11 protein-coding genes are annotated in these 13,316 nt (G+C 44.1%); 9 read left to right on the forward strand and 2 right to left on the reverse strand.

What is annotated here, in order from left to right; all coding sequences use genetic code 11:
* The first annotated feature begins 192 nt into the window (after window positions 1-192).
* The 9 genes from EQO05_RS00530 to EQO05_RS15865 all read left to right on the forward strand — a co-directional run bounded on the left by EQO05_RS00530 (window position 193) and on the right by EQO05_RS15865 (window position 11,263).
* Window positions 193-1,512: a COG1361 S-layer family protein gene (locus EQO05_RS00530; RefSeq protein WP_240664240.1), complete on the forward strand. Its 1,320-nt coding sequence runs from the start codon at window positions 193-195 to the stop codon at window positions 1,510-1,512.
* A 54-nt stretch (window positions 1,513-1,566) separates the two neighbouring features.
* The gene (locus tag EQO05_RS00535) at window positions 1,567-2,772 is read left to right on the forward strand and encodes an ABC transporter permease (protein ID WP_128503123.1); all 1,206 of its coding nucleotides are present in this window, start codon (window positions 1,567-1,569) and stop codon (window positions 2,770-2,772) included.
* Between the two features lie 12 nt (window positions 2,773-2,784).
* Entirely contained in the window at window positions 2,785-3,636 is an 852-nt protein-coding gene (locus EQO05_RS00540; protein ID WP_370273489.1) for an ABC transporter ATP-binding protein, read from the forward strand.
* A gap of 285 nt (window positions 3,637-3,921) precedes the next feature.
* A complete protein-coding gene (locus EQO05_RS00545; protein WP_240664241.1) occupies window positions 3,922-4,794 on the forward strand; it encodes a hypothetical protein in 873 nt (290 codons plus the stop codon).
* Between the two features lie 16 nt (window positions 4,795-4,810).
* The gene (locus EQO05_RS00550; protein WP_128502751.1) at window positions 4,811-5,818 is read left to right on the forward strand and encodes a MoxR family ATPase; all 1,008 of its coding nucleotides are present in this window, start codon (window positions 4,811-4,813) and stop codon (window positions 5,816-5,818) included.
* A gap of 94 nt (window positions 5,819-5,912) precedes the next feature.
* Complete coding sequence (locus tag EQO05_RS00555) at window positions 5,913-6,794, forward strand: DUF58 domain-containing protein (RefSeq protein WP_128502754.1); 882 nt, start codon at window positions 5,913-5,915, stop codon at window positions 6,792-6,794.
* An 8-nt stretch (window positions 6,795-6,802) separates the two neighbouring features.
* The gene (locus EQO05_RS00560) at window positions 6,803-8,689 is read left to right on the forward strand and encodes a VWA domain-containing protein (protein WP_128502756.1); all 1,887 of its coding nucleotides are present in this window, start codon (window positions 6,803-6,805) and stop codon (window positions 8,687-8,689) included.
* A 16-nt stretch (window positions 8,690-8,705) separates the two neighbouring features.
* Complete coding sequence (locus EQO05_RS15860) at window positions 8,706-9,890, forward strand: hypothetical protein (RefSeq protein ID WP_240664242.1); 1,185 nt, start codon at window positions 8,706-8,708, stop codon at window positions 9,888-9,890.
* Window positions 9,833-11,263 carry a vWA domain-containing protein gene (locus EQO05_RS15865; RefSeq protein ID WP_240664243.1) on the forward strand — a complete coding sequence of 477 codons (1,431 nt, stop codon included), beginning with the start codon at window positions 9,833-9,835 and terminating at the stop codon, window positions 11,261-11,263. Before EQO05_RS15860 ends, EQO05_RS15865 begins: the two co-directional genes overlap by 58 nt.
* 1,366 nt (window positions 11,264-12,629) lie before the next feature.
* On the opposite strand, the gene EQO05_RS15295 is transcribed toward EQO05_RS15865, so the two are convergent.
* Window positions 12,630-12,767, reverse strand: a complete 138-nt coding sequence (locus EQO05_RS15295) for a hypothetical protein (protein WP_164888424.1) — start codon at window positions 12,765-12,767, stop codon at window positions 12,630-12,632.
* Window positions 12,768-13,001: 234 nt separating this feature from the next.
* Window positions 13,002-13,301, reverse strand: a complete 300-nt coding sequence (locus tag EQO05_RS00570; protein ID WP_240664244.1) for a hypothetical protein — start codon at window positions 13,299-13,301, stop codon at window positions 13,002-13,004.
* Window positions 13,302-13,316 lie beyond the last annotated feature (15 nt).

The following is a 13,316-nucleotide window of genomic DNA, read 5'->3' on the forward strand; positions in this document are numbered from 1 at the left end:
TGGACAAACTTTTTTGAAAAAGTTTGCGTTTTCGCTCAAGCCTTTTTTGAAAAGGCTTGCGATCGAAAAATACAACATGTCAGAGGTTGCAAATAAAGTGCAAACATTATAAACCAGGTATAAGGACTGTTACCTATGAAGCCCGTCTATCCAGAGAAACGTTCCTGCCCCGGGAAAAAGAAGCGTAAGCTGATGTACCGAACATCAGTAGAAAAAGGACCGGTAGACAGTGAAAAGCTGAGAGACAGAAAATCGACATACAGAGTGCTGGCAGATAGACTACCGGCATCATTTCTCCGGTTTACAGTCGCTTTACTGATGATATCTATCTTTCTGACAGGCCCGACGTCGGCAGTTGTAGTGTCCGGAAATACCCAGCTTGGAGTTGAGGTCTCGGAAATCACCCCCAATCCTGCCAGTCCGGGTGAAGACCTGCTCATAAGGGTCAATATACAGAATATCGGGGACGAGCCCGCAGAAGACGTGATTATAGGAATTGAGGAAATTCATCCTTTCATTTTCAAGTACAGCACTTCAGAAATTTACGGTTCCGGGACCAACCTGGAGCGAACCTTTCAGATTCAACAGATAAGGCAGCGTTCCAAGGTCGAACTGAATTTCTATTTCAGGATAGATCAGGAGGCTGAATCCGGGGTCTATCAGCTCGAATTTACCATCAAAGATAACAGCGGGACAAGTTTTTCGAGAAGAATTCCCGTAATGGTGGAAGGAAACCCTGACCTTGTGCTTGCAGGCACTAACATTTTTCACGTTGACGAAAATAATTCCTCTTCAGGAGCCATAGTTCCCGGACAGGAGTTCTATCTCAGGACAACAGTTAAGAATGCAGGAAACGGAGACGCAAAAAATGTCAGGGTAATGCTTAACCTCAATAACTCTTCGCCTTTGATCCCGCTGGAAGATAATGTACGTTTTTTTGAGAACCTGAGTGCAGGCAGTTCAGAAAACCTGTCTTTCAAACTTCTGCTCGGCAGCAATGCCGATGTGCAGCCCTACAGGATTCCCCTGCGAATAACAGCCTCGAATAGCACCGATACCTTGCAGATAGATAAGATCCAGGAAATTGGAATTAACGTGCTTAACCGGGCGAAAATCGATGTTTCAAGCCTGAAATTCGATCCTGGGATGCCTGTGAGAGGACAGCAGGTATCCATGACAGTCCGGCTTGAGAATGTTGGAGAAGGGGAAGCCCGTTCAGTTAAAGCCAGGCTTGAGGGGCTTGAAGGTTCGGGTAGTACAGCCGCCTTCCTCGGGCGCCTGGATAAGGATGACGATGCCCCTGCAGTTTTTACTTTTACCCCTGAGAAAACAGGTGATCAGGAAGTAACCCTGCTGGTTGAATATGAGGATGATTTCGGTAAACATCAGCTTAGCGAGGATCTGACATTCAATGTGGAAAGACAGAAGGGAAGCATTGTTCCGCTTGTGCTCGGAGCAGCCTTCATTCTTGCAGCTATAGTTTTTTATATGAAAAAGAAAGGCAAAATCTGAGATGCGGAGATTAAAGAAGCCGAAAAGCGGAATTAAACCTAAAGGATGCCTGTTATGCTCGAAAAAGCGAGAGTTTCCTTCTTCCTTGCCAGCCGCTCCATAGGCAGGGGTAATAAAGGAATTACGATTTTTACAGTCTTTGTCCTGACCCTGATCTTTATACAGCTTGTGCTTTTTTCAAGCATGCTTGCAGGAGTTACGCTCAAATTCAATGAACTCATGGTTGACTTCCAGACCGGAAATGTTGTGATCGAACCGAAGACCGAAGCACGGTTCATTGAAGATGCTTCAAGCCTTCAAAAAAAGATAGAAAGCCTTCCGCAGGTAGTAGGAACCTCGGCTCGCCTGAAAACGACCGGAAACTTCCGTTATAAAGAAAAGGAAATGGGAACTACGGTTTATGGGATAGATCCTGCCGATGAAAGTTTTGTAACAGATCTTGAAGACGCTATGATAAGCGGGGAATTTCTGAGCAGGCCTGATAGGGGAGAGGTAATCCTGGGCAGGGAGGTCTCAGGAGGTTTCGGGGCTCTTATGGAATCAAGATCACTAGGAGATGTGGAAGTTGGAGACACCGTTGAACTCACCATAGGGGGCGTGACACGGCAGTTCAGGGTAAAAGGAATCTATACAACCCGCTACTTCATGGCTGATGCTTCAGCCTATCTAACCAGAGCTGACCTCGAAGCAATGCTGGGTATTGAAGACAGGGATTTTGCCCAGGAAATAGCCGTTAAAACTACGGACGGCACACCTGAATACGATACAAGAACTGCGCTCCTCTCCCTCGGCATAAGTGAGAATATCCGTACCTGGCACGAGTTTGCAGGTATTCTCCGCCTGATCGAAAATACGCTCGGCATGATCCGGAATATTATGAATGCGATCGGCCTGCTAATTGCTTTTGTAATAATTTTTGTGGTTATTTACGTAAATATAGTAAACAAAAAGAGGCAGATAGGGGTCCAGAAAGCTATAGGAATCGAACAGAATGTGATAGTTGCATCTTTTGTGCTCCAGGCCATGCTTTATGCCGGCGCGGGCGTTATACTTGGCTATGCTTTTATGCGCTTTGGGCTTGCGCCTTATACAGTCTCCCACCCTGTAGAGATCCCGCTTGGCACCATGAGCCTGAAGCTGGACAGCGCCGAAGCCTTAAACCGCGCAGTCCTTCTTTTCCTGGCTTCCATTGTCGGTTCGGTAATTCCTGCATACAAACTGGCGCAAAGAGACCTTCTTGATCTTATCTGGGGTAAATAAGGAGTGAAAAGCATGGAAATAGACCGAAATCAGGTTGAAAGTCTGGTAAAAACCGAAGGCGGGAATCTGAAAAAGGGAGCAACGCGAAAAACAACAGGACAACCTATAAACTCCAGACAGCCTGGTGATTTTAGACAGTCTGGCGACTCTATAAAGCCATCCGGCAGCCTATTTGACAGTTCAAGCATAGAAGGTATTATTATAGAAGGTATAGATATAGTCCGGACCTTCAGGATGGGAGAGGTACAGGTTCGAGCCCTGCGCGGAGTAAATGTAAGAATCGCGCGCGGAGAGTTTATTGCGATTATGGGCCCGAGCGGCTCAGGGAAGACCACCCTCTTAAACCAGCTCGGCCTGCTTGACACCCCGAATTCGGGAAAAGTCATTATAGAAGGCACGGATACCTCCCGTATGTCCGACAGCGAAAAAGGCAGGTTCCGGCTGCATAACCTGGGCTATGTCTTTCAGGACTATGCCCTTCTTCCCGAACTCAATGCTTCGGAAAACGTCTACATCTCCCTTATGATGCAGGGCAAAAGTAAAACCGAGTACGAAACCGCAGCCGCGGAAATCCTTACCGCAGTTGGCCTGGGAGACCGCCTGCAGCAACTTCCCTCCAAAATGAGCGGAGGCCAGCAGCAAAGAGTTTCAATAGCCCGGGCTCTTGCCCACTCTCCGGAAGTCCTTTTTGCAGACGAGCCCTGTGCAAATCTGGACTCCCAGACTTCAAAGGAAGTCCTTGAACTCTTTAAAAAATTCAACCAGGAACAGGGACAGACCATTGTAATGGTTACCCATGAAGGATGGCATGCCGAATATGCAGACAGGATAATAAAGTTGAAAGACGGGATAATCCAGGTGTAAAGCACAGGCTGGGCTTAAAAATATTCACAGGATCTCCTGCTTTTTACTTCCTGATTTCTGATCTCTTTATTTCTCTTTTCCTAATTTGTAATTTGTTAACTTCTAATTTCCTATTTCTGATTTCCTGCTTTTTAATCTCTTAATTCTTGGTCTCCTAATTTCTTAGTTTCCGGGAAAGAAGGTTCTGTCACTGCAAAATATTAACTTCTTTCATCCCACAAGTTACTAAAATTATTGGAAAAGTTTTTCAGTAACATCTACAATATAATTAGCATAAAATTGCAAATGTGGGAAAAGATTTACATGCTTTTTGAGCCGTTGCTGGATAAATATAAAACTTATTTAAAGCAGTTTTACGGCATTCTCAGGTTTTTACAGGTAGCCGAGAGGTTTACCCTTCTTTTCCTGTTAATGATTTTATTTAATGCCTATGAATTTTTTTACATTGTCCCCGGAATGGAAGACTTTTCCAGGAACCAGAAGTATATCGATCCCTACTGGTTCAATATTATCTTAATGGCTGCGGGAGCGGTTATACTTATTTTTTTCGCAGCCGCCTGCGGAAAATTGCTCAGGGAAAAAAGAGAACTTAACCTCGTAAGCACGCTTGAGGGTAATTTTCCAGAACTCAGGACAAAATTGAGTACGGCATGTGACAATAAACAGAATTTCAATATAGTTACTGATAAGCTCTTTAAAGATGTTTATGAGCAGCTAGCCGATGTCAAGATTAAAAAACTCATTCCAGGCAGGCAGATCCTCAGTGCATTTTTAGTTCTTTTACTGTTCAGTGGATCGATTGTTTTCTGCATAGTTGAAGGTTTCAGCTTTGGCATCTCTCCCAGCCACCTGATCGAGAAAATTCCGGATTTGCCGGAAGGTAAAGCTTCAGGCCAGTTAGAAAACGAATCTTCTGAAGAGATCGACTATGGCGTGGAAACCGTCATAATAAAAAATGGGGAGCAGATTGAAATGGAGATCAACCCAAGCCTTGGGCTTGGATTTACAAACCGGATAGATTCAGGAACAGCCGGAGAGTTTTATGAAAGCTCAAACGGCTCTAAAAAAGGGTTCAGGTACAGCCAGACATATACCGAAGACCTACCAGAAGAATATGAGCCATTGATAAAGCAATATTTTGAGAAACTCTCATCTTAAAAAGAGAGGAATTCCAATGAGAGAAATACAGGAAATCCAGCTTGAAGATTCGGAACTTGATTTAAAACCCACCTATGAAAAAGCCCGTCAGATCTTTGAGGTCATTTTTAAAGAAATAGGCAATGCCATAGTCGGCCAGAAAGAAATGATAAGGCAGATCCTTATAGCCATGCTGTGTGAAGGGCATGTGCTGGTGGAAAGCAATCCCGGACTTGGTAAGACCCTGACCATATCCACTATTTCCCAGATTATGAATATGAAATTCAGCAGGATACAGTGCACTCCTGACCTCATGCCCGCGGATATTACAGGCACTGACATAATCGAAGATGATGAGAAAGGCTCCAAACACTTCAAGTTCAAGCAGGGCCCGGTTTTTGCAAATATTGTGCTTGCCGACGAGATCAACCGTGCATCTCCGAAAACCCAGTCTGCGCTGCTTGAAGCCATGCAGGAAAAGCAGGTGACTGTAGCAAATACGACATACCTGCTTGACAAACCCTTTTTTATACTCGCAACCCAGAACCCGATTGAGATGGAAGGGACTTATGCTTTACCCGAAGCCCAGCTTGACAGGTTTTTAATGAAAATCCAGCTTGAATACCCGGACAAAGACGAGGAGTTTGAAATTGTAAACCGGTATGCAGAGGCATTCAGGCCGACTGTCAGGCAGTGTATAGACAAACAGACCTTCCTTGAGCTCCAGCAGATCACCCGGAGAATTCCGATCTCCAACAAACTAAAAAAATATGCAATAGAGATCGTGAACCAGACAAGGAACATGCCTGAAATGATAGAAGCCGGTGCATCGCCCAGGGCTTCAATAGCCCTGATTCTCTGTGCGAAGGCAAATGCGTTCCTTGACAACCGGGGGTACGTCGAAAGAGGAGATATCGACGCTATGGTGCTGCCTGTCCTTCGCCACAGGATTATTCTCTCATTTGAGGCTGCACGTAACAATACTACAGGTGATAAAATCATACAGAAAATCCTTGAGGAGAAAAAACAGCTGCATCTTGAATAGGAACGCGGCATGAGATTGTTATAAAACATGGTAGAGGCAGGTACAAAGTATGGCTGGAGGCATGATTGAATGCGGCTGGAGGTACTGACAGGATATGGAAGGCTCAAAACATAAGATCGACACAACATTCCTTACTCAGCTCGACAGATATGCACTTCCGGTCAGGAACAGGGTAACAGCCATTCACTCGGGCAGCCATCTCTCAACAAGAAAGGGATCCGGGCTTGATCTTATAGACCATAGAAAATACAATCCGGGAGATTCGTTAAAAAAGATCGACTGGAACCTTTACGCCCGTACCGAAAAACTCTATATACGCAGGTTCGAAGAGGATAAAAACCTGAATATGGTAATACTGCTTGATGCCAGCGGCAGCATGCTTTTTCCTGAGAATAGTCCGAACAAATTCGAGTATGCATCAACCATAGCCATAGGAATCTCTTACATTGTAATGCGGTACAACGACCAGTACAGGATTGCAACCTTTGCGGATAATGTAAATTATACTAAAGCCCTTAAAGGAAGGGAGGAGTTCCTCCGGACCATTGATAACCTGTCCCGAATTTCAGTAAATGGAAAGACGAAGCTTGCAGATTGCGCAGATTCCATATACCCGAGAATAAAATCAAAATCGGTGGTTTTAATAATTTCGGATTTCCTGGATTCTCCGGATTCTATCCGGTATGCCGTCCACAGGCTGTGCAGGCATGAACTCGTATTTATACATCTCTATCACGAAACCGAAATCAACCTGCCTGAGACTGTAGACGGCACCGTCAAATTTATAGACAGCGAGACAAACGAAGAGTTGAGCATTTCCGTAGGCCAGCAGTTTAAAAAGGAATACGCTGCCGAATATGGGAAGCATATGGCTGAACTGGACAAAATCACACACGATTTTAAGGTTCCATACTTCAAAATCAGTATTGACAATCGGCCGATTGATGCTATTCTCACGATCATAGGTGAAAGGTGACCCTGCCTATGGATTACGAATTTCTTCCGGGTCTGGCTGCGCTTGCAGGTATAATTCCCCTGGTCATAGTTTACTTACTTAAACCCCGCCCGAAACAGGTAATCCTGCCGTCTCTGATGTTTGTCCGGAAAGTAGTCAGGGAAACATCCGATTCCAGGCGTAAAATGAGTAAAAGAATAACAGACCCGCTTTTTTTCTTACAGCTAATTGCCCTGATTCTTATGGCTATTGCAATAGCAGGTCCTTTAATTGAAAATATTGAGGAAGATTCGGAAAAAGTCGTGGTTATTATAGATTCGTCTGCCAGCATGTCAGTACCTGACCGGATCAATGAGGCAAAATTCATAGCAATGGAAAGCCTGGGGAAGGAAAATACGGTTATTGCTGCCGAAAGCATGCCTCTGGTGCTTGCAAAAGCGGTAGAAGCGACCGATGCAAGAGAGGTAATTAACAGCCTGGAAGCCGGGGGTACTCCTGGCGGCCTTCCTGAAGCTATTCTGACAGTTATAAACGATGAGGGAAACCGGAAGGCAAAAGTTGCTGTGGTATCCGACTTTGAAAATTGGGCAGGAAGACCGCCTGAGACATATGCCAGAATAGCCAGAGCAAAAAATCTTGAGCTTGAGTTCATGCAGGTAGGAAGGGAAACTCCAAATTACGCAATAATAGACGGGTACCTGAAAGACCGGAATGACGGAACTTATGAATACACCTGTACTGTCAAAAATTTCAATAATAAAAGCGTAAAACTCGATTTGTGGCTGGAAAGCAAATCAGGGCTTCTTACCACGCGAAGCATTAGCAAGCCGGTATCACTTGGGGAATTCGGAACCCAGCAAATAAAATTCTCCAGCATCCCTCAGGGCACATCGACTGTGGAAATTCTCAATAAAGATGCGGTGCCCTGTGATAACATTGCCCGGATCTCTATTCCTGAAATCAAACCCAGACAAATGCTTATGTTAACCGACATTGATCCTGAAATATATAAATCTCCGCTGATAACAGCCCTATCCCTTATACCCGGGCTTACGGTCGATGTGCAGCATGCTCTTCCGGCAGATACTGGAAAATATGATAGTATCGTCATAAATTGTGAACATGAACCCCTGGCAGCTTCCACTATAAAGGAAGTTATTGCTCATGCGGGAAGCGGGAAGAACATTATAGTTATCGGAAACGGGTGCCTGTATAATTCTTCGGGAATGCGTGAGTTATATCCAATCCTGCCTGTAGAGATCAGATCGATCGAAGAAGATAACAGCCATACGCTCGAAACTGCAGGAAGCGGCACACAGCTTTTTGAGGGGATCTCTTTTGACGAAGTGCATATTCGAAAATACCTGGTTGCGGTTCCACGTGAAAATGCCTCGGTACTTGCCGAACTCAAGGATGCCGGGCCTGTAGTCTGTACCTGGAAACCTGACAATGGGACAATTACCTATGTAGGGATCAGCGATATTGCCGGAAATGAGGCATGGAATAATTTCCCTACCGTTCCTGCGTATCCGGTATTCTGGGCAAAGCTTCTCAAATACTTGTGGGGAATCGGGGATATCCGTGAAACCAATGTAAACACAGGAAGATACCAGGCTTTTGACCGGAACATAATGATCGAAAACCCGAAGGAAACAATCAGCAGCAAGTCCGTTTACTACGATAAATGCGGATTTTATAATCTGGACCAGAAAACTATTGCAGCTAACCTCTACGATTCTACCGAATCAAATACCTTTACTGAGAACCGGTTAAACCTGACAGGCGGAAGAGAAGATGTCCAGAAAGAAGACCTGCATAAGAAATCGCCTGACAGGCTCCGGGAATACCTGATTTACTCCCTGCTGCTTCTTCTTATTCTTGAGAACCTGATCATGTTCAGGAGGAAAATAATATGAGTGGGAGAAAGATAATATGAGTTTTGGCTTTCTGTATAAATCCGAGTTGCTGCTCCTGCTTCCTCTGGCGGGCTTCCTGCTTTTAGGGCTGAGTAAAAAAGCCAGTAAAAAGCATCTGTTCTTCCACGTACTTATCGCATTTCTTCTGATTCTGGCACTCGCAGTTCCATATTCCGCAGAGATAGCTTCCCCGAAAACCAATCAATCCAGAATAACCATAATCTCTGACGAGACAGCAAGTATGGAACTACTTCAGAAGGGGATTCCGCAGAATATATCCGGAAAACTTGGCAGCAAGGTTCCTGTTACGATTACAACCATATCAGGATCGCACACCTCGCTCGGGGATGCTATTATGCAGCAGGCGTCCCCTGAGAATTATGTGCTTATAGTTTCGGACGGGCAGAGCAACTCGGGTACTTCAATTGAGGATGCGCTTTCCTATAGCTACAGGAATGGTTTCCCTGTAGCTGCACTCATTCCGCATACGCTCAAAGAAGACCTCAGCGTAGAAATTGAAGGAGAAAATGAGCTCGTAATCGGGAACGAGGCTCCTTTCAGGGTTTATGTTCGAAAATCAACTGAAAACGAGCTGAAGTACGAACTGAGAGTTACAGTTGACCATAAGCAGGTAATGAGAAAGAAGATTACCCAGACCGGAAGAATAGAAAGTGTCGATTTCAACCATACTTTCGATACACTTGGACCGCATACGTTAAAAGCAACCCTTCACCCTGCAAGCATAAACGTTAAAGGCATGGACTATTTCGAGAATAACAACCAGTACATGAAAAGCGTATATGTGACACCAAAGCCGAAAGTGCTTTTTGTGACAGATGAGCCGGATTCGCCTCTGGCAGCCATACTTTACGAGGTTTATGAAGTCCATCGTGCATGGTCTCCCGGCTCCCTTGAAGGGATGGATGCAGTCGTAATCGATAATCAGGCTGCATCGACAATTTCAAATTCGGAAGTCGAAGCCCTGAGAAAGTATCTCATTAATGGCGGCGGCATGGTAGTGGTGGGAGGCAATACTTCTTTTGATTATCCTGCAGAAGGTACCTATAGCACACGCAATTCGAAACCCTGCTGCCGGTCACGTCCAGCCCCTCAAACTGGAGAGGCGGCAGGAACATTGTCCTTATGCTTGACGTTTCGCCCAGCACCCTGCAAGATAACAGGGTCGGAGGGCATGTTCTAGACGACATCCTTTCCAATGCTATTGTCCTGCTTGAGAGCGACCACCTGAAAGACGCAAGAGTAGACGTAATCACGTTTGGGAGCAAGGGAAAGGATATTACAAACGGGTTCGTGGATATGTCCAAAGAATATAACAGGATATGGCTTGAAGGCGAGATCAGCAAAATTACCCCTTCGGGAGACTCGACTTCACTTGAACGTGGTTTGTTAACTGCGCGCAACCTGCTTAGAGGGCAGAACAATAGTGCAGATGCTGAAATAATAATCGTTTCTGACGGCGGGATAGGCAGTAAAAGCGAGGGAGATAAAACGTTTGCACAGGCAGTAAATTGCGCAGATTCACTTCGTGAAGAAGGAATAGGCATTCATTTTGTCCATATTCATTCTCCAAACACCCAGCGCCAGGTCAATCCCAATGGCAATTACTACGCCTATCTGCTGATGAATAAAATCGGCTTATCGAAAAACTATAACAGGATCGAACCCGGACAGCGGATAGATGTCAGTTTTTCCGAGAAATCGGAAGAATCGGAGGGAATTGAAGAAAATTATTCAGGCGGTGCGCTGATAGTCTATGATCCGAGGCATTTCATTACAAGAGAAATTTCCGAAATCACGTACGATCTTCGGGGCTATAATGAAGCAAGTCCGAAGCCGGAAGCAAACCGTCTCTTAACAACCAGACTTGGCAAACCCGTAATCACGGTCTGGAGACTTGGTCTCGGGCGGGTTGCAGCGATTACCACCGATAATGGATGCGGCAATGGGATTGCGTGGGCTCCTTCCCTGTATACAGGCAACGACAGCCTGGTAATTACAAGAACCCTGAACTGGGCAGTCGCAGAGACCGAAATGTCCGGGAGTATGCAGTTAAAAGTTCCTGACCTTAAAGTAAACCAGCCCGGCAGAGTCCTTATTACAACCAGGGATGAGGGAGCTCCTGAACTGTATTTTGATAAAAAGCCTATGGAAATAACTCCTATCGGAAACAGGATGTATGAATCATATATCACCCCGGCTACCTTCGGGCTCCATAAAATCTCAGAAAAGCCTGCCGGCGTAAACGAGACTGAGGAATTCATGCCTGAGACCATCGGTGCTGAAAACATATCCTGGAGACCTGCTTCTGCAAACTGTCCTGACGAATATACCCATATCGGCGAAAACCCCTTATTCCGAACCACCCTGCTGGAAAACGGTGGAAAAATCTATACTTCAGCCGATATTTATTCCCGGATAACAACCGACTCAGTGACCCATACCGAAAAACAGGCTGTGACAAAAGTAATCTATACGAAATATATTCTTGTGCTCGCCTTTCTCATCTACCTGATATATACCGTGTATCATACTTACAACACCCGTATGAAGTAATCCGTATTACAGGACAATTTCATCTGCCATTGATTTTTCCGGAAACCTTATATTTTCAAATTTTTACGGTTTGGAGCTATTCAATTTCGGAATTATTATTCTAAACCGGTTTCCATACTTCCTGATAAGGTTTTCATTCCGTTTAGAGTGCAATTCGTGTAATAATATAATTGATAGATCGGTGAAATAAGCATTCAATCAATGAACGAGGTTAGAGAGTTAGACAAAAAAAGTTGAATGAAATGAGATTAACTCTTAAAAATTTTATATACAATAAACACATAGTATAACTTGCGTTCTCATCCTTTCAACACCCCACTAGCAAACAACACCTACTACAGAACATTACTCCACAGTAAAGGGATAGAGAGAAACTCACAACCTATCAATCAAAGTACCTCAATATCTCTTCCCCAACTTAGAACAGGTGAGTCTCTCAAATACCGTTTAGAACTCCCAGGTTTTCTCGGGTGAGGGCGCTACCTCATTTTAAATAATTCTAAGAAATATCGTGCTCCACATAAGTAAATAATTTACTTATACCACCTGATTTTAAGGAATCTAATTTAATCAACCGTTGACCCGCGACCGTTGCGCCGGTCGATCACGCTCCGGTTATACCGGTCTAGATAAAGCATGAGTTTTTGATAAAACCTTTTCTCAAAAAGTTTTCGCTCAAGCCTTTTTTGAAAAGGCTTGCGTTGAAACCGTTGCGCCGGTTTATCACGCTCCGGTTACACCGGTTTCGATAAAGCATGGTTTTTGATAAAACTTTTTTGAAAAAGTTTTCGCTCAAGCCTTTTTTGAAAAGGCTTGCGGTCAAGCCATTTAGCAATTCGGGAAGGACAGCATCCTCCTGAGACGGGACTCGGGTAGTTCAATGCTATAAGGTTAAACCAATGGAGAAAAATTAGATCTTTATAACAACAGAATATAGTTAAAATAACATTATGTGTTAAAAATATTATATATGGTGCGAACATAGTATAAATTGCGTTCTCATCACAAGACCACATAGCAAGACCTATTCCACAAGAAATACTTCAACGCCTACTCCGAAAAATCTACTCTAAAAGCGAAGAGACAAGATAAGAAGCTCGCAACCCGTGAGTCCAGTACCAAACCTCTTCCTGAACAAGACCTGATAAGTGCCGTTCGGAACTTCCAGAATTTTACAGATGGGAACGCAATCTTTTCTCCAGGCAAAATATTGCTAACAGCCTTCAGTATACAAAAAGATCCTAAAACATCAAAAGGCAATAGAAGTGGAAAAGATCGAAAAAAAATAAGAAAATTGTCAGGACTCAGTAAAAAAATAGTAAAACAGTATTAAAAAGATGATAAAAGATAGTAAAAAACAGAGTTATTATACGGATATTACCTCACTTTTTTGCCGTTTGAATATCCCGGTTACTTTGCCATCCTGATCGATATCGTTCCTGATCAAAATAAGTTCCCAACCCTCGTTTCCTATTCTTTCGAGTTCGCTCATCAACTGTGGCATGTTTAAGCCATCAAGTTTGCGAGAATCATATTCCCATAGATGTATCGTTTAATACCCCTCCAGTTAACGATAAAGATAAATTTTTTAATGTTTATATTGGAATAAAACTATAAATAACCCGAACAAAAGGAAAAAAGCAATCAGGTACTTGCCCCGGATGAGGCTACATCTCTTATTCTTCAGGCTCATTTACCCGATTTCCTCTTCTTCGGGCTTTGTTTTTTAAAGCGAACTTTACTGAGTCTTAGAATCGGATAACTCCGGAATATCAGACCGAAAAAGTACGCCCATTTCATACCTGAGCCTGCGGATTCTCTCCTTTGCCATAAAATCAAGTACCAGTTCAATCTCAGCAGGGTAGCGTGCACCAGGAGGCAGGGGTATGAATGGTTCCGAATTTTGCCTTGCAAGGTAAAACATGTTTTCGCCGAAATAGGTAATAGAACCAAGCTGAAATTTGTCAAATACAAGGCGAAGGAACTCTTTTGAGAGAGGAGGTTTTGCAAACTCAAAATCCGCATCGCTTACTTCCATTCCTGCCTCGTACAT

This window comes from Methanosarcina sp. MSH10X1, assembly GCF_004099695.1.
Classification (GTDB): domain Archaea; phylum Halobacteriota; class Methanosarcinia; order Methanosarcinales; family Methanosarcinaceae; genus Methanosarcina.